Source organism: Mesorhizobium sp. ES1-4, from assembly GCF_020164745.1.
GTDB lineage: Bacteria > Pseudomonadota > Alphaproteobacteria > Rhizobiales > Rhizobiaceae > Mesorhizobium.
Map to the genome: position 1 here is coordinate 14,217 of NZ_JAIUGV010000003.1, position 17,549 is coordinate 31,765.

Annotated in this window: 16 protein-coding genes; 7 read left to right on the forward strand and 9 right to left on the reverse strand. The window is 63.4% G+C overall.

Translation table 11 applies throughout. The features are described from left to right. Positions 1–190: 190 nt before the first annotated feature. The 3 genes from LB556_RS06070 (at position 191) to LB556_RS06080 (ending at position 2,767) form a co-directional block, all read left to right on the forward strand. Positions 191–856, forward strand: coding sequence for an ABC transporter permease (locus LB556_RS06070; RefSeq protein ID WP_224565119.1), 666 nt, complete (start codon positions 191–193; stop codon positions 854–856). Further along, a complete protein-coding gene (locus LB556_RS06075; protein WP_224565121.1) occupies positions 856–1,665 on the forward strand; it encodes an ABC transporter permease in 810 nt (269 codons plus the stop codon). Before LB556_RS06070 ends, LB556_RS06075 begins: the two co-directional genes overlap by 1 nt. A gap of 100 nt (positions 1,666–1,765) precedes the next feature. Continuing rightward, positions 1,766–2,767 (forward strand): Ldh family oxidoreductase, encoded by a 1,002-nt coding sequence (locus LB556_RS06080; RefSeq protein ID WP_224565122.1) that lies wholly within the window; start codon positions 1,766–1,768, stop codon positions 2,765–2,767. 159 nt (positions 2,768–2,926) lie between these two features. Here the strand turns inward: LB556_RS06080 and LB556_RS06085 are convergent, their stop codons facing one another. Then, a complete protein-coding gene (locus LB556_RS06085; RefSeq protein ID WP_224565124.1) occupies positions 2,927–3,220 on the reverse strand; it encodes a hypothetical protein in 294 nt (97 codons plus the stop codon). Here LB556_RS06085 and LB556_RS06090 point away from each other — a divergent pair. Beyond that, positions 3,219–4,196, forward strand: coding sequence for a complex I NDUFA9 subunit family protein (locus LB556_RS06090; protein ID WP_224565126.1), 978 nt, complete (start codon positions 3,219–3,221; stop codon positions 4,194–4,196). The two genes, LB556_RS06085 and LB556_RS06090, sit on opposite strands and share 2 nt — an antisense overlap. A 9-nt stretch (positions 4,197–4,205) precedes the next feature. Here LB556_RS06090 and LB556_RS06095 read toward each other — a convergent pair whose 3' ends face one another. Then, positions 4,206–5,579 carry a cytochrome P450 gene (locus tag LB556_RS06095; RefSeq protein ID WP_224565128.1) on the reverse strand — a complete coding sequence of 458 codons (1,374 nt, stop codon included), beginning with the start codon at positions 5,577–5,579 and terminating at the stop codon, positions 4,206–4,208. 211 nt (positions 5,580–5,790) lie between these two features. Between LB556_RS06095 and LB556_RS06100 the strand changes: the two genes are divergently transcribed. The 3 genes from LB556_RS06100 to LB556_RS06110 all read left to right on the forward strand — a co-directional run bounded on the left by LB556_RS06100 (position 5,791) and on the right by LB556_RS06110 (position 10,287). After that, positions 5,791–6,360, forward strand: coding sequence for an NADPH-dependent FMN reductase (locus LB556_RS06100; protein ID WP_224565131.1), 570 nt, complete (start codon positions 5,791–5,793; stop codon positions 6,358–6,360). Between the two features lie 311 nt (positions 6,361–6,671). Further along, on the forward strand, positions 6,672–9,143 hold the full coding sequence (gyrB, locus tag LB556_RS06105) for a DNA topoisomerase (ATP-hydrolyzing) subunit B (protein ID WP_224565133.1): 2,472 nt from the start codon (positions 6,672–6,674) through the stop codon (positions 9,141–9,143). Positions 9,144–9,369: 226 nt separating this feature from the next. After that, a complete protein-coding gene (locus LB556_RS06110) occupies positions 9,370–10,287 on the forward strand; it encodes a hypothetical protein (protein WP_224565135.1) in 918 nt (305 codons plus the stop codon). 81 nt (positions 10,288–10,368) lie between these two features. Here the strand turns inward: LB556_RS06110 and LB556_RS06115 are convergent, their stop codons facing one another. The 7 genes from LB556_RS06115 to LB556_RS06145 all read right to left on the reverse strand — a co-directional run bounded on the left by LB556_RS06115 (position 10,369) and on the right by LB556_RS06145 (position 17,473). Next, positions 10,369–11,766: an NAD(P)(+) transhydrogenase (Re/Si-specific) subunit beta gene (locus LB556_RS06115; RefSeq protein WP_224565137.1), complete on the reverse strand. Its 1,398-nt coding sequence runs from the start codon at positions 11,764–11,766 to the stop codon at positions 10,369–10,371. A 1-nt stretch (position 11,767) separates the two neighbouring features. Further along, positions 11,768–12,193, reverse strand: coding sequence for a proton-translocating transhydrogenase family protein (locus LB556_RS06120; protein ID WP_263485122.1), 426 nt, complete (start codon positions 12,191–12,193; stop codon positions 11,768–11,770). Beyond that, positions 12,193–13,467: a Re/Si-specific NAD(P)(+) transhydrogenase subunit alpha gene (locus tag LB556_RS06125; RefSeq protein ID WP_224565142.1), complete on the reverse strand. Its 1,275-nt coding sequence runs from the start codon at positions 13,465–13,467 to the stop codon at positions 12,193–12,195. The genes LB556_RS06120 and LB556_RS06125 overlap by 1 nt, the downstream gene beginning before the upstream one ends. A gap of 86 nt (positions 13,468–13,553) precedes the next feature. After that, complete coding sequence (locus tag LB556_RS06130) at positions 13,554–13,778, reverse strand: aa3-type cytochrome c oxidase subunit IV (protein ID WP_224565143.1); 225 nt, start codon at positions 13,776–13,778, stop codon at positions 13,554–13,556. A gap of 165 nt (positions 13,779–13,943) precedes the next feature. Next, on the reverse strand, positions 13,944–14,093 hold the full coding sequence (locus tag LB556_RS06135) for a DUF3096 domain-containing protein (protein ID WP_015314280.1): 150 nt from the start codon (positions 14,091–14,093) through the stop codon (positions 13,944–13,946). 104 nt (positions 14,094–14,197) lie between these two features. Continuing rightward, a complete protein-coding gene (locus tag LB556_RS06140) occupies positions 14,198–14,965 on the reverse strand; it encodes an N-acyl amino acid synthase FeeM domain-containing protein (protein WP_224565145.1) in 768 nt (255 codons plus the stop codon). Positions 14,966–15,130: 165 nt separating this feature from the next. Beyond that, positions 15,131–17,473 carry a putative bifunctional diguanylate cyclase/phosphodiesterase gene (locus LB556_RS06145; RefSeq protein ID WP_224565147.1) on the reverse strand — a complete coding sequence of 781 codons (2,343 nt, stop codon included), beginning with the start codon at positions 17,471–17,473 and terminating at the stop codon, positions 15,131–15,133. Positions 17,474–17,549 lie beyond the last annotated feature (76 nt).

Below are 17,549 nucleotides of genomic sequence, written 5' to 3' on the forward strand. Positions count from 1 at the left end.
CTGAAGGACAGAGCGTCTCGCGCTGTCCTTCAGCCCACCTTTCCCACGCATGCTTGCCACCGGCCGCTGAGCGCCGGCGGACAGAGCCAGCACTTCGGGGGCGAATCTGATCGACGCCTTACTTCCGGCCTCGGCGGCCGGCATCATCGAACTTCTTTCGCCCGCGCCCGTCGGCTGGGGCGGGACGCTCTTGGTCGGGCTGATGCATTCGCTCGAGATCGCCGTCGGCGCCACGATCGTCGGGCTGCTGATTGGAACCTGGGGTGCCTATGGCAAGCTTTACGGCGGCCCCGTGGTGCGCGACCTGTTCGCGGTTTACACCACCGTGGTGCGCGCCGTTCCGGAACTGGTGCTGATCCTGCTGCTCTACTATGCCGGCACAGACCTGATAAACCAGGTGCTGGCCGCTATGGGTTACCAGCGTGTCGACATAAGCGGGCTGGTGGCAGGCATTGCCGTGCTCGGCTTCGTCCAGGGCGCCTATTCGACGGAAGTCATCCGCGGCGCCATCCTCGCCATTCCGCAGGGCCAGATCGAAGCCGCCCGCGCCTTCGGCATGTCTCCCGGCCTTCTGTTGCGCCGCATCACGTTGCCGGCGATGCTGCCCTTCGCCATTCCGGGCCTCGCCAATCTGTGGCTGATCGCCACCAAGGACACCGCGCTGCTGGCCGTCGTCGGCTTCTTCGAACTGACGCTGGCGACACGACAAGCCGCGGGCGTGACCAAGGCCTATCTGGTCTTCTTCCTCGCCGCCGGCGTACTCTATCTCTGCGTGACGCTGGTTTCGAACTTCCTGCTTGGCCGAGCCGAGAAATGGGCGCGGCGCGGCATGCCTTCCATCAAGGAGGCACGCTGATGAGCAGCCAAACAGCCGTCATTGACACGGCGGCTCGCGCTTCCCTCTGGCTGCAGCCACATCGCGTCGTGCTGATCCTCATCGCGCTCGGGCTGGTGGCGTCGGCGGCCTACTTCATGCGCTGGGACTGGCTGCCGCAATATTGGGAAATGGGCCTGGTGGGCATCTGGCGTGCCCTGTGGATCCTGGCCGTCACCTGCGCGCTCGGCTTCATGATCGCCGTGCCGGTCGGGCTGGCGCAGGCGGCCGGCTCGATCTGGGTCGCGGCACCGGCGAAAGTCTTCTGCACCATCATCCGCGGCACGCCGCTGCTGCTGCAGCTATGGCTGCTCTATTACGGGCTGGGTTCGCTGTTTCCGCAATATCCATGGATCCGCGAATCCTGGATGTGGCCCTATCTCAGGCAGGCCTGGCCGTATGGCGTGCTGGCGCTGACCTTGTCCTTCGCCGGCTACGAGGGCGAAGTGATGCGCGGCGCTTTCGCCGGCGTGCCCAAGGGGCAGTTGGAAGCCGCGCGCGCCTTCGGCATGAGCCGCTGGAAGATCTTCCGCCGCATCTGGCTGCCTCAGGCCTTCTACCGGGCGCTGCCGACACTGACCGGCGAAACCGTGCTGCAGCTGAAATCGACGCCGCTGGTGGCGACCATCAGCGTCATCGACATCTTCGCCGTCTCGTCCAAGGTGCGGCAGGACACCTATCTCACCTACGAGCCCTTGCTGCTCCTGGCGTTGATCTATATGGCGATCACCGGCATCCTGGTCTTCGCCTTCAGCCGGATCGAGGCGCGGATCCCGGTCAAGATCGGCTAAGCGAGTAGTGAACAGGAAGTAGTGGCCGCTTGCCGGTTTTGTCCTACTGACTACTCCCTACTCCCTACTCCCTACTTCCACTCACTCAGGAGCAGCCCTGATGCAACTCAGTCTCGACCAGGCAACAGGATTGTGCCGGATGGCGGCACTTGGCGCCGGCGCCAATGAAGAAGCGGCGCAATCGCTCACCGCTTCGATCATCGCGGCCGAGGCAGAGGGACTTGCAGCGGTCGGCCTGACGCATTTCATCGACTATCTCGAGGCGCTCGAGGCCGGGCGGATCGACGGCAATGCCGATCCGGTGATCACCCGGCCGGCGCTGGCCGTATTTCTGTCGGACGCACGCGGCGGGTTGGCGCATACCGGCTTCGACCGCACCATCGACGACCTCGCCAAGGCGGCAAGACTGTTCGGCGTCGCCATCTTCTCGCAAAAGAACGCCTATACGTGCGGGGCGCTGGGTTATTTCACCGGCCGGCTGGCGGCGCAGGGGCTGGTGTCCTTCGCCGCAACCAATGGACCGGCCGTCCTGGCCGGCTCGGGCTCGGTCAAGCCGGTCTATTGCACCAATCCGATGTCGTTCGCCGCGCCCGCCGCCGACGGCGCGCCGCTGGTCATCGACCAGTCGTCGAGCGCCACCGCCTTCGTCAACATCCGCAAGGCGGCGGAAGACGGCAAGAAAATCCCGGAAGGTTGGGCGCTGGACGCCAGCGGCAATTCGACCACCGACCCGGCCGCCGCGATGAAGGGCGCCATGCTTGCCTTTGGCGGCCAGCGCGGCGCCAACATCGCGCTGATGGTCGAGGTGCTGGCGGCTGGCCTGTCGGGCGCCAACTGGTCGCTCGACGCGCCGTGGTTCAGCGGCGGCCCGGACAGCCCGGGAACCGGTTTGTTCGTGCTCGCGGTCGAGCCGAAGCTGCTCGATCCGGATTTCGAGCAGCGGATGAAGGACCAACTCGACCGGCTGCGCCGACGCTATGGCGTGCATGTGCCCGGCCGCGCCAGGGCCGAGGCGGCCGAGAAGGCGCAGGCGCGCGGCATCACCGCGCCCAAGGCGGTCGTGCAGCGCATTTCCGAGTTCGCCGAGCGCTATTCGGCCTGAAGAGCTCGACCAAATCTTCCGCGCGTCGATGAACCTTCCCGCGCGTCCCGACGACACATGCCTGTCCGGGTCGGGTTTGCCCGGTCGGTGTCTTCTGTCGGATGCGTCCAGGGCCGGGGCGGGCGTATTTGCTTCACGCCACGCTGATACCGTCTCAGGTCAGGCCGCCTCGTTGGACCCAGGTTTCGGCATGAGCTTCACCCGGGAAACCCCGCTTCGGCGGGGTTTTCTGCGTTCGCTTCGTGCGGCACGGAAACGTTCGTCGCCCTGCCCCTTTGCTTGGAGCAGCTCTTTCGTCCGACGCAGTTCCCGCACGGAAAACCGCTCCGTAATTTTCCTGGAATAGCTGAGAAAGAACAGGGACAGCGACGACGCGTCACCCTTTGCCTTTGGCGCAAAACGGACTATGAAACGGCTCAGCCAAGCCATCTGGAACGCGCCGGAGCCCGCCATGACCGAAATCCTGCAGACCCCAAAGCTCGTCGTCGTCTTTGGCGGGTCGGGCTTTGTCGGCCGCCATGTCGTGCGGGCGCTTGCCAAGCGCGGCTACCGCATCCGGGTCCCCTGCCGGCGGCCCGATCTTGCCGGCCATCTGCAGCCACTCGGCAATGTCGGCCAGATCCAGCCGGTGCAGGCCAATGTGCGCGTACGCTGGTCGGTCGACCGCGCTGTGCCAGGTGCCGACCACGTCGTCAATCTCGTCGCCATCCTGCATGAGAGCGGCCGGCAGAAATTCTCCGCCGTGCACGAGTTCGGCGCCCGCGCCGTTGCCGAGGCCGCGCGCTCGGTTGGCGCCGGATTCACACATATTTCGGCGCTTGGCGCCGATGCGAACTCCGAATCGGACTATGCGCGCACCAAGGAACTTGGCGAGCAGGCCGTGCTGGAGACGATCAACAATGCCGTGATCTTCCGTCCCTCGATCATCTTCGGACCGGAAGACAGTTTCTTCAACCGCTTCGCCAGTATGGCGCGCTATTCGCCGGTGCTGCCGCTGATCGGCGGCGGCCAGACCAAGTTCCAGCCAGTCTATGTCGGCGACGTCGCCGAAGCCGTGGCGCGTTCGGTCGACGGCAAGATCGATGGCGGCCAGGTCTACGAGCTTGGCGGCCCTGCGGTGCTCACCTTCAAGGAGTGCATGCAGGAACTGCTCACCGTGATCGAGCGCAAGCGCCTGCTGGTGCCGGTGCCGTGGTGGTTGGCGAACATCCAGGCCTCGATCCTCGGATTGTTGCCCAATCCGCTGCTGACCAAGGACCAGGTGATGCAGTTGCGCGAGCACAACGTCGTTTCGGACGAAGCCGTCAAGGCCAACCGGACACTGGTGGGGCTCGGCATCCAGCCACAATCGATCGCGACGATCCTGCCCAGCTATCTCTGGCGCTTCCGCGCCGCCGGCCAATTCCAGCAGCGCAAGCCCGCAGTATAATCCCAGCCCTCAACGACGGCGAGGCGTGACCCGCATCGGCAATCCGCCTTGCGGCTGCGTGGTCAATTTCTGCACCGGCCAGGGCTTTGTTTCAGCCGTCGTGTCGAAGCGGAAGCGTGACAAAAGGATGGCGAGCGCGATGATCGCCTCCTGCATGGCGAAGCTGGCGCCAATGCAGACGCGCGGACCGGCGCCGAAGGGCAGATACTGGAACCGGTCGATTTTTTCGCGGTTTCCCGGGTGGAAGCGTTCGGGCAGGAAGGCGTCAGGCTTGTCCCACAGCTTCCTGTGGCGGTGAACGACCCACGGCATCACCAGCACGGCGGCGTGCTTGGGAATGTAGAGATCCTTCCACATTTCCGGCACGATCGGCTCGCGATTGATCGACGGCGCCGGCGGGTAGAGCCGAAGCGCCTCGTCGAAGGCGGCGCGAGTCAGTGGCATGGCGTCGAGCCATTTCGTTGGATCCGGCTCGCGCGCCAGAACCTGCTCGATTTCCTGTTCGACCCGGTCGCGCTCCCAGGGCGATTCGGCGAGGCAATAAATCGTCCAGCCGAGCGCACGCGCCGTGGTCTCGTGGCCGGCGCCGATGAAGGTGATGATGTTGTCCTCGACTTCCGGCCGCGTCAGCCCGTCGGGGCCTTCGGCCTTGAGCAGCAGCGTCAGGAAATCCTGCGGCACGGCATCGGGGTCACGCCTGAATGCTTGTTCGCGCATCTTGACCGTGTCGGTCACGATCTTGCGGAAATAGGCCATGGTCTTGCGGCCGCGGATGCGGGTCAGCCGTGGCAGCCAGTCGGGGGCGCGCAACAGGTCGAGCGGATCGACGCGGCCCATGGTCTCGAACAGGCGATCGATCTCATTGGCGAAACTGCCCGGCTCGCCTGCAATCTCCCCGGAAAACAGCGTCTCGGCCAGGATATCGTAGGTGAGCAGCGTCATGTCGTGGGCGATGTCCGAGGTGCCGCCCGACTCGTAACGGGTGACGAATTCCAGCGTGCGCTTCAGCATCGGCTGGGCAAAGCCGAAGATGTGTCGCGGCGTGAACACCGGCGCCATCGCCTTGCGCGACCGCTTCCACACCTCGCCCTCGGCGGTCAGCAGGCCATCGCGCAGGATCGGCCTCAGGATTTTCTGGCGCACCGTCGCCATCTTGTAGTTTTTGGCGTTGTCGACCAGCACATGGCGGATCAGGCCGGGATTATTGGCTATGACCAGCGGTCCGCCGGCTCCCTTGGCCGAGATCCAGGGTTCGTTGTAGGTCGGCTCGCCCCAGAGTTCGAGCGGATTGCGATAGACGATGCGGATCATCTCCAGGGTCGAAGGCGGCGATGTGCGCGGCTTCGGAGCGGGAGGAACGAAGGGGGCGGGCTGACTATCCATAAAAGTGCTCCGCTATTCCTACCAATGTAGTGACCGGCACACCGGGCGTCCATGTGACCGAACGGCAGACCGAACCATGCCGGCAGGAACGTCAGGGAAGACAGTCTGTTTATCCCATTGTGGCCGTTCCGTCAGGCGACCGACCTTGTCCGCCGGAACGCCCTGTCGTAGTGACAGTCACCAACGGATACCGCCCGAAAAGGAGCCAGCCTTGAAGCACCAGTTGAACATCATCATCGGCAGCACGCGGCCGGGCCGCGCCGGTCCGGTTTTTGCCGCGTGGTTGCAGGCGTTCGCCCGCGAGCACGGAAAATTCGAGCCGGTGCTGACCGATATCGCCGCCTTCGGTCTGCCGGTGCTGGACGAGCCGCATCATCCAAGGCTCGGCAACTATCAGAACGACCACACCAAGGCCTGGTCGAAAGCGATCGACGCCGCCGACGCCTTCGTCTTCGTGGCGCCGGAATACAATTATTTCGCGGCGCCCGCGATCGTCAACGCGATCGACTATCTCGCCCGCGAATGGAAATACAAGCCCGCCGCCATCTTCAGCTATGGCGGCGTCTCCGGCGGCCTGCGCGCGGCGCAGGCGCTGAAGCCGCTGTTGACCGCGGTCGGGGTCATGCCGATCCCGGAAGGCGTCGCGCTGCCGCTGTACCAGAAGCTGCTCGACGAGAATGGCGCCTTCGATGCCGGCGAGCAGGTGCGGGGCGGGACCAAGACCATGCTGGACGAACTGTTGCGCTGGAGCGAAGCGCTGAAGCCGATGCGCGCGGGCTGAAGAGCCGATTTTCGACCTGGCTTGCTCACGCCGGTCAGTGCTTTCCCTGGTGCTCGACATGACGCCGGAGCCTGGCCGAGCGGGCGGCTCGCGTCGCGGTACGACGTCACGGTCAAGCCTTTCAGGGACCGCGTGGCCAAGACGGATAGGGCGCGGCGAGAGCCCTGCGTGGACAGCCGGCTCAACCTCCCGGGAAATGCCTGCAAACCTTGGAAAAACCGCCTTTAGAGCCTATATCTACCCTATACCAGAAGCGCGATTCGGGGCCGGTCTTTCGCGCTGTAAAAGCGGCATCTAGACAACAGGTTTTCATGAGCGACCAGACCGAGAACACCAACGGCGCTGAAGCCGAATACGGTGCCGATTCCATCAAGGTTTTGAAGGGCTTGGACGCTGTCCGCAAGCGGCCCGGCATGTATATCGGCGACACCGATGACGGTTCGGGCCTGCACCACATGGTTTATGAGGTGGTGGACAACGCCATCGACGAGGCGCTGGCCGGCCATGCCGACCTGGTTTCGGTGACACTCAATCCCGATGGCTCGGTGACGGTTATCGACAATGGCCGTGGCATTCCGACCGATATTCACCCCAGCGAGGGCATTTCGGCGGCCGAAGTGATCATGACGCAGTTGCATGCCGGCGGAAAATTCGACCAGAACTCCTACAAGGTGTCTGGCGGCCTGCATGGCGTCGGCGTCTCGGTGGTCAACGCGCTGTCGGCCTGGCTGAAGCTGAAAATCCGCCGCAACGGCCAGATCTTCGAAATGAGCTTTACCCATGGCGATGCCGACGCGCCGCTGAAGGCGACCGGCAGCTATGAGCAGGACAAGCGCCCAGGTACCAACGAGGGCCGCAGCGGCAGCGAGATCACCTTCTTCCCGTCCGCCGAGACCTTCACCATGGTCGAGTTCGATTTCGGCACGCTGGAGCATCGGCTGCGCGAACTCGCCTTCCTCAATTCCGGCGTACGCATCGTGCTGACAGACGCCCGTCACGCCGATGTCGTGAAGCATGAACTGCACTATGACGGGGGCCTGGAAGAGTTCGTCAAATATCTCGATCGCGTCAAGAAGCCGCTGATCGAGAAACCGATCGCCATCAGGGCCGAACGCGACGGCATCACCGTCGAAGTGGCGATGTGGTGGAACGACAGCTACCACGAGAACGTGCTGGCCTTCACCAACAACATCCCGCAGCGCGACGGCGGCACACACCTGGCCGGTTTTCGCGGCGCGCTTACCCGCCAGATCACCGGCTATGGCGAATCCTCGGGCCTGACCAAGAAGGAAAAGGTCTCGCTGATCGGCGACGATTGCCGCGAGGGCCTGACAGCGGTGCTGTCGGTCAAGGTTCCCGATCCGAAATTCTCGTCGCAGACCAAGGACAAGCTTGTCTCGTCGGAAGTCCGTCCCGTGGTCGAAGGGCTGGTCAACGAAGCGCTCGGCACATGGCTCGAAGAGCATCCGACCGAGGGCAAGGTGGTTGTCGACAAGGTGATCCAGGCCGCGGCGGCGCGCGAAGCCGCGCGCAAGGCGCGCGACATCACCCGCAAGACCTCGCTCGGCGTCACCTCGCTGCCCGGCAAGCTGGCCGACTGCCAGGAACGCGACCCGGCGAAGTCCGAAATCTTCATCGTCGAGGGTGACTCGGCAGGCGGCTCCGCCAAGGGCGGTAGGTCGCGCCAGAACCAGGCGATTCTTCCCCTGCGCGGCAAGATCCTCAATGTCGAGCGGGCCCGCTTCGACCGCATGCTCTCGTCCGACATGATCGGCACGCTGATCACCGCGCTCGGCACCTCGATCGGCAAGGACGAATTCAACGCCGACAAGCTGCGTTACCACAAGATCATCCTGATGACCGACGCCGACGTCGACGGCGCCCATATCAGAACCTTGCTGCTCACCTTCTTCTTCCGGCAGATGCCGGAGCTGATCGAGCGCGGCCATCTCTACATCGCCCAGCCGCCGCTCTATAAGGTGACGCGCGGCAAGAGCTCGCAATATATCAAGAACGAGAGTGCCTTCGAAGAATTCCTGATCGATTCCGGGTTGGAGGAAGCATCGCTCACGCTAGGCTCAGGGGAGGTGCGTACCGGACAGGATCTGCACAGCGCCGTTGCCGATGCGCTGGCTGTGCGCCAGCTCATCAACGGCCTGCACACGCGCTACAACCGCGACGTCGTCGAGCAGGCCGCGATCGCCGGCGGGCTCAATCCCGAAATCTTCGCCGATCTTGGCCGCGCCAACGCGATGGCCGAGCGGATCGCGCAACGCCTCGACATTATCGCCGAGGACACCGAGCGCGGCTGGACCGGCCGCATGTCGACCTCGAACGAGGGTGTCGGCGGCTATGTCTTCGAACGCACCGTGCGCAGCGTCAAGGAATACGCCCATCTCGACATGGCGCTGATCAATTCAGCCGACGCACGCCAGCTCGACCGCTACGCGCAGCGCCTCAGCGAGGTCTACGGGACGCCGCCGGTACTGCGCCGCAAGGAGGTGTCCGAAACCGTCTCGGGACCGCTGGCGCTGCTCAACGCGGTCTTTGCGACCGGCCGCAAGGGACTGACGATGCAACGCTACAAGGGTCTCGGCGAAATGAATGCCGAGCAGCTCTGGGAGACCACGCTCGACCCGAATGTGCGTTCGCTGCTGCAGGTCAAGGTCAACGACGCGACCGATGCCGACAGCCTGTTCTCGCGGCTGATGGGCGACGAGGTGGAGCCACGGCGCGAGTTCATCCAGGACAACGCGCTGTCGGTCGCCAACCTGGATATTTGACCGACGGCAAATTGGCGCCCCGTGGCGCACCAATTTGTTCCATTGTCGGCAAACAAAATCATTTCAAGTTCCGCCGGAACAGAAGTCCCTGTGAGACATTGTGAAGCCATCGATCACAATTTCTTGCAAGGAGACCTCTATGGGACGCGGCATTTTGCTTTGGTTGCTCGGCATTCCGATTCCAATCATCATTCTCATCATGTTGTTCGTACGGTAGGGGGCCTCGATGCAGTCCACCCTATCGGCTGTTGACGTCTCCGCTTCGGCGGAATCATCCGCCACCGCTGTCAGTTGGGGACCGATCATTGCCGGGGCCTTCGCGGCCTCGACGTTGACGTTCATCCTCATGCTGCTCGGTTCAGGCCTTGGCCTGAGCATGGTTTCACCCTGGTCGGGCTCTAGTGCGTCGATCACCACCTTCGCGGTTTCCACCGCAGTCTGGCTGGTAATCGTGCAATGGCTGTCGTCTGGTGTAGGCGGCTACCTTGCGGGCCGGTTGCGGACCAAATGGGTGGGCATCCACACCGACGAGGTCTATTTCCGTGACACCGCGCACGGCTTTCTCGCCTGGGCACTGGCCACCTTGCTGGTCGCGGGTGTGCTTGGCTCGGCGCTGTCCGCCGCGATTGGTTCAGGTGTACAGGCGGCGTCCACGGTAGCCTCGGGAGCCGCCATGGGTGCGTCCGCCGGGACCTCGGCCAACGCCAGCGGCGCATCGATCGACAACGCGACCTCCTATCTGGTGGATTCGCTGTTCAGGCCGGCCGATCCGGCCAAGCTTGCGACCGCCAATCCGGCCGACCAAGCCGCTGCCGCCGGGCAGGCCTCGCGCATCCTGATCGCCGGCGCCGTCGCCGGCGAGGTCTCCCCGGAAGACAAGACCTACCTGGCGCAATTGGTCGCGGCGCGCACCGGGCTTTCCGAGGCCGATGCCAAGGCGCGTGTCGACACCGTCCTGGCGAAGGCACAGGACGCGAAGGCCAAGGCAAAGCAGGCGGCCGACACGGCGAGGAAGGCAAGCGCCACCTTCGCGCTGCTCGGTGCCCTGTCTCTGGCCATCGGCGCCTTTATCGCCAGCGCCGCCGCGGCGCTCGGCGGCAGGCAGCGAGATGAAGAGGAAGCGGTCTTCCTCACCAGCCGCTGACCTGCGCCCGACCCTCAGACATGAAGAAGCCCAGCATCGAGCTGGGCTTTTTTCATGCGTCGAGTTGCGGATCCGGCCGGATCAGTGGTCCATGGCCTTGACGATTTCCTCGGTCATCTTCTTGGCGTCGCCGAGCAGCATCATGGTGCCGTCCTTGTAGAACAGCGTGTTGTCGATGCCGGCATAGCCGGAACCGAGGGAACGCTTGACGAACAGGCAGGTGCGGGCCTTGTCGACGTCGAGGATAGGCATGCCATAAATGGGCGACGACTTGTCGTCGCGGGCCGAAGGGTTGGTGACGTCATTGGCGCCGATGACATAGGCGACATCGGCCTGCGCGAATTCCGAATTGATGTCCTCGAGTTCGAACACCTCGTCGTAGGGGACGTTCGCTTCGGCGAGCAGAACATTCATGTGGCCAGGCATACGGCCGGCAACGGGGTGGATGGCGTATTTCACATCGACGCCGTTGGCCTTGAGCTTGTCGGCCATTTCGCGCAACGCGTGCTGCGCCTGGGCGACCGCCATGCCGTATCCCGGCACGATGATGACTTTCTGTGCGTTCATCATCAGGTAGGCGGCGTCGTCAGCCGAACCCTGCTTGACGGTGCGCTCGATGCCGTCGTCGGCCGCAGCCGCGGTCTCGCCGCCGAAGCCCCCGAGAATGACCGAGATGAAGCTTCGGTTCATGCCCTTGCACATGATGTAGGACAGGATGGCACCGGACGAGCCAACCAGCGCGCCGGTGATGATCAGCGCCAGATTGCCGAGCGTGAAGCCAAGGGCAGCAGCCGCCCAGCCGGAATAGGAGTTGAGCATCGAGACGACGACAGGCATGTCGGCGCCGCCGATCGGGATGATCAGGAGCACGCCAAGCAGCAGCGAGGCAGCGACGATCAGCCAGAACACCAGCTTGGCCTCGGTGGTGACCAGAAGCACGATCAGCACGATCAATGCGATACCGAGTGCGGCGTTGATGACATGGCGGCCGCCGATCATGATCGGCTTGCCCGACATGCGGCCATCAAGTTTCAAGAAGGCGATGACCGAACCGGTGAAGGTGATGGCGCCGATGGCAACGCCAAGGCTCATCTCAATGAGCGCCTGGGCGTGGATGTCGCCCGCCGTGCCGATGCCGAAGCTTTCCGGCGCGTAGATGGCGGCGGCGGCCACCATGACGGCGGCAAGGCCGACCAGCGAGTGGAAGGCCGCGACCAGTTGCGGCATCGAGGTCATGGCGATGCGGCGCGCGGTGACGGCGCCGACCAAGCCGCCAATCGCGAGGCCGAGCACGATCAGGCCAAAGCGGCCGGCGCTGGGGGTCGCCAGCGCCAGCGTGGTGGCGATGGCGATGCCCATGCCGACCATGCCGTAGAGATTGCCCTGACGGCTGGTGGTCGGGTGCGACAGGCCGCGCAACGCCATGATGAACAGGACGCCGGACACCAGATAGAGGAAGGAAGCGAGATTGACGGTCACGTCACTTGTCCTTCTTCTTGTACATGGCCAGCATGCGCTGGGTGACGAGGAAGCCGCCGAAGATGTTGACCGAGACCAGCACCAGCGCGACGAAGCCGAAGCCGGCTGCAACGCCGGAAGCCGCGATGCCGACGGCGAGCAGCGCGCCGACGACGATGACGGACGAGATGGCGTTGGTGACGGCCATCAGCGGCGTGTGCAAGGCAGGGGTCACCGACCAGACGACGTAGTAGCCGACGAAGATCGCCAGCACGAAAATCGCGAAACGAAAGACGAAGGGATCGATGGCGCCCCCCGACAGCGCGTGCGCGGCATCGCCGGCGGCGTCGGCACCGCCTGGGGCATTGGCCAGGTTCTGCACCGCGAGCCGAACGGCAGCGCTTGCCTGGTCGAGCTGATCAAGGGCTTTCTGCAAGGTCTGGTCCATCACGCGGTCCCTTTCGGCTTCGGCGAGGCTGACTTGGATGCGGCGGCCTTCCTGGGCGCGGACTTCTTGGGCGCAGCCGCGGCATCGGCGACCATGGTCGTGGCCGGGATCGCCGCCGGCTCGACATATGGCTGCTGGTCAGCCTTGGCGAAGGCCGGATGAACAACCTTGCCGCCATCAGTCAGCATCGTTGCCTTGACCAGATCGTCATCGCGGTTGATGGCCAGCGTCTTGGCGGCCTTGTCGACCAGCGTCTCGAGGAAGGCGAACAGGTTTTTGGCATAAAGCAGCGAGGCCGATGCCGCGACGCGGCCGGGCACATTGAGGTGGCCGACGATCTTCACATTGTTGGCGGTGGTGACAACCTTGCCGGCTTCAGCACCCTCGACATTGCCGCCGCGCTCGACAGCGAGGTCGACGATCACCGAGCCCGGTTTCATCGAGGCGACCATTGCCGCCGAGACCAGCTTCGGCGCCGGCCGGCCGGGGATCAGCGCCGTGGTGATGACGATGTCCTGCTTGGCGATGTGCTCGGCGGTGAGTGCCGCCTGTTTGGCCTGATATTCCTTCGACATTTCCTTTGCGTAGCCGCCTGCCGTTTCGGCGGCCTTGAACTCCTCGTCCTCGACCGCCAGGAATTTCGCACCAAGCGAAGCGACCTGTTCCTTGGCGGCGGGGCGAACATCGGTGGCGGTGACGACCGCGCCGAGACGGCGCGCCGTGGCGATCGCCTGCAGGCCGGCGACGCCGACGCCCATGATGAAGACCTTGGCGGCGGGAACGGTGCCAGCCGCCGTCATCATCATCGGCAATGCACGATCATATTCCGAGGCGCCGTCGATGACCGCCTGGTATCCGGCAAGGTTGGCCTGCGAGGACAGGACGTCCATCGATTGTGCGCGGGTGATGCGCGGCATGAACTCCATCGAGAACGCGGTGACACCCGCCTTGGCCAACGCCGCGACCGCCGCATCGTTGCCGTAGGGGTCCATGATGGCGATCACCGCGGCGCCGGCTTTGTAACTCTTCAGCTCGGCATCCGTTGGCCGGCGAACCTTCAGCACGACATCGGCCTTGGCTGCATCCGAAGCCTTGCCGATGGCGGCACCTGCCTTGGCAAACTCTTCGTCCGGGATACGCGACCTTGTGCCGGCACCAGCTTCGACGACCACGTCGAAGCCCAGGCCCGCCAGCCGCTTTACCGTGTCGGGCGATGCCGCGACACGCGGCTCGTTCGCGTCAAGCTCACGAGGGATGAAAACCGTCTGTCCCACCGCATGATCCTTTCGGCTGGAACCTGTCTGCGCGAAGTCTCGACCGGGATGCCCGGCGACGTCAACCGCAGGAGGGTTTGGAAGGTTTACCGCAGAATGAAGGCGCCGACGGCCAGAATAAGCACGAACAGGATCAACGCGGAGAAGAACCCTCCCGCGAAGAATCCGAAAGCCATGGCTATGAGGAGAGCGCCGCAGAAGAGCGAGCCATATTTGGCAAGCGCCAGAAATCCCGCATAGGTGCGGTCATGCTCGGCATAGTCCATCTTCGCGCCCAGTTCTACAGGACCGGTCGGCGTGTGCTCAGCCATAGGAATACCCCTTCGAAGACATCTTTCAGGCACATACCGAAAAGCCGGGCGGAGAGCAATGGCGGTATTGCCGCATCGCAGCCGACAACTGCCTCAAGGGAAAATTGAAACTGGCCGCCGATGCCAGGCAATCCGTGGCCTTGCGCCAAGCTTGCCCCGGCTGTCTCAGCCGGCCAGATGCGGGAACAAGCCCAGCAGTCCAACGACAATCAGATAGAGCGCGACGATGTAGTTCAGCAGCCGCGGCATGATGAGGATCAGCACACCGGCTATCAGCGAGATGAGCGGCGTGAGCGCGAGCGAGTGGATGGTCATGTCGGTCTCCTTTTGATGGGCGCGCCAGGGTGGTGTCGTCCAGAACGCCGAAGTGGCCCGAAAGCTCCGGAGTGCTCACGCCAAATTGCGCAGGTTTGTCGGTCTTAGGCTGCTTCGCGAAAATATTTGGCGGTGGGTAGGATGGTGAGCGGCGCGAGCTCACCGGCTGGCACCTTGGCAAACAGCATGCGCCGCTCCAGTGCCGTCGACTGGAAGAAGGGGAACCGCTGAAGCGTCGGCTCCATGTTCTGCTCGCAAATGGATTCATAGAAGTAGATCGGCATGGTGAAGGGCGGATAGAGGCGAGGTTCGCCGACCTGCACCGATCCGAAGATGCGATGGTAGAACGCCATGTGCTCCTCGCGAATCATCGAAATGCAGCTGGTGGCTTTGAAGAAAGTGTTGGCGATGACAGCGAGCCGCAGCGTGACAAAGGGCAGCGCGCGGTGGACCGACGACATTTGCGGGTCGATCGCCAGACGGCTCGGATCGATGAAGGTTTCGCCGCGCGCCAGCCGCAATAGCAGCCTATCGCCGAATACGGTCATGATCGGCGCTTCCGGGGTCGCGCGGCTCAGGTGATGGAGCCTGACGGTGCTGACGAGTTCGCCATCCATGAAGACGCCGAAACAGTAGCAGTTGCGCGCTTCGTCAAGGTGATCGGCGAGCTTCTGTTCGACAATGGTGTCGAGCAGGCCGTGCGTGTGAAAGGCCTTGTAGCGCAGCCGGTAGACCGCTTCGAGATCCTCGCCGCTTTCGCAGCGCCGGTATTCGATGCGCTCCAGTACATCCAGCACATTGCGTGCAAACGACGAGAGAGGCTCAGGTTTGACCGCCGAGCCCGAAGACTGACCTGACTGATGCGTGTCCATTACTTCCCCTCGTACCGCCGCAGGAGAACAATACCGGACGACCGAAGGAACAAGAAGATGAAACTCTAATCGTCTGTGTTTACTGAATATTAACCTTAACAGTCGGTTAACGCCTCGATACAACGCCTTTTAAGCGGGCTTTTCAAGCGATTAATAAGGGCGAATTCAGGGGGTCGCGAGTTTGGCGACCGGCCGCAATTCCGCGGCGAAAGGCCAGGTCACGTTGGACATGGTCTCGATGCCCGAGGCGCTAAGCGCTGCGCCGAACAGGAAGCCCTGGACGAGATCCGGCTTCACCGAATGCACCAGGATCTTCAGTTGCTCAAAGGTTTCAACCCCTTCGATGGTGACCGTCAGCCCGAGCACCCGGGTCAGGTCGACGATGCCCTTCAACAGGTCGAGCGAGCGCTTGCTCTGGGTCACGTCCATCAGGAACGAGCGGTCGATCTTGATCTTGTCGAGCGGCAGCTTGTGGAGGTAGCTCAGGCTTGAATAGCCGGTGCCGAAATCGTCCAGGGCGATGCGGACGCCAAGCTGCTTCAGTTCCTCGATATACTGGCGCGTCAGCGACTTGTCGTCGAGTAGCGCGGTTTCGGTGACTTCAATCTCGAGGCGGTCGGCGGCGAGGCCGGAGTTCGCCAGTGCATCGCGAACCTTCTGGATGACGTCGCGGCTGCGGAAATCCCTGGCCGAAAGGTTGACCGAGACGCTGGTCTGGTCAGGCCATTTGGCGCATTCGGTGCAAGCCGCATGGAGCACGAAGGTGCTGATCTCGGAGATGATGCCCATCTCCTCGGCCAGCGGAATGAAGATGCCGGGCGAGATCGCCCCAAGATCGGGATGGTCCCAGCGGCAAAGCGCCTCGCAGCCGGCGATGCGCATGGTGTTCATCGCCACGATCGGCTGGTAAACGACCCGCAGTTCCTTGCTTTCCACGGCACTACGCAGATCCGCCTTCATCAACTGGCGGTTGCGGAACGCGGCGTCCATCGCCCCCTCGAACAGCCGCCAACCGTTCTTGCCGAGCTCCTTGGCCTTGTAGAGCGCCAAGTCCGCCTTGACGATCATGCCGTCGACATCGGTTTCGCCGACCTTGGACATCACCGCGCCGGCGCTGGCCTGGATCCGCAACCCATGCCCGGCGACGTCGACCTCTCCCTGCAGCTCGGCGAAAATCCCGTCGAGCAGGCTCGCTAGGTGGCTTTCGTCATCGATGCGGTCGGAGAACAGCATGAACTCGTCGCCGCCGAAGCGGCTGACGGTAAGGCCTTGGCCGGCGATGGCCGCCAGCCGCTCGGCGACGGCGTAGATCAGCCCGTCGCCGACAGGATGGCCGAGCGTGTCGTTGACGCTCTTGAAATCGTCGAGGTCGACCACGGCCAGGCCACACAGGCGATCGCGGTCGCCCGACGCCATCAGCTCGCCGACCAGTTCGTGGAAATAGGCGCGGTTCGGAAGGCCCGTGAGGTTGTCGTAGCGCGCCATGAACCGGATTTTTTCCTCCGCTTCGACACGCGCCGTTACATCCTCGAAGGTGATGACGCCCAATTCCTGGTTGCCCTCGCGCGCCGAGAATTCGAAGTGCTGCCCGTTGGAAAAGGAAACCAGCACCTTGCGGTCGCGCCCCTCGCGCAACGCGCGCGTCAGCTGCGCCTCGACATAGCGGCAGTCCTTCGGCGCCAGCATGCCGCCGGCAACGCCGCGCATCAGCAGCGAATGAATCGACCGCCCGAGCAGTTGGTCGGGCGAGCGCAGCGACATCAGACGGGCGGCCTCGGCGTTGCCGACGACGACCTTGCCGTCGGGGCCAAGCATGACCAGGCCATGCGACATGGTGTTGAGGGCACGGTTAAAGCGCTCGGCGAGCCTCGCCGCCGTCTTGCGTTCTGAAATGGCGTTGAACAGCACGGTGCGGACGTGGCTGGCCATGCGAGTAATGATGAAGATGAATGGGATAATGTAGAGGCCGAGGATGAAATCGCCGATATGGCCCTTCAGCATCAGCCCGACCGCGATCGGCAGCACCACCGTGAAGGCCTGCACCGCAACCATGGTCTTGGAGCCGTAATTGCGTCCGACAATGGTCACCGTCGAGCCCATTATGACGGCGATGGCGGCACTTTCCCCAAAGACATCGGGAATGAGATAGATTGAGGTAAAGCAGAAAAGCCCCATGAAGAAGGCCTGGATGGTGCCCCCAATGAGGTAGTAGCGTTCCCACTTCTTGGCTTGTTCATAAGTGTCGAAACTGCCAACGCGCAGGCCTTTGCGGATGCCGTAGTAACGGTAAAGCCCGGCCGCAAGCATGAGCGCGGCCAATGCAAGATAGGCCGGATGCCCCGAGGTGAAATAAACGAGAATACCGATGAGGCCATGGCAAAACGCGCCAATCAGCAGGATCCCTGGATCGTTAAACAACGATCGCACGAACCCAGCATAGACGTCCTCACCTATCTCTGCGGCTTTGTGTTCTTGCATGGCCTGCGGTGTCGCACGAACCGCAGTCATGTCACATTCGCCTTAAGAAAGGTTTAGAGACGCCGTTTTGGCGTCTGCCGTCAAGTCGGCTAACCCTGCGTAGGCC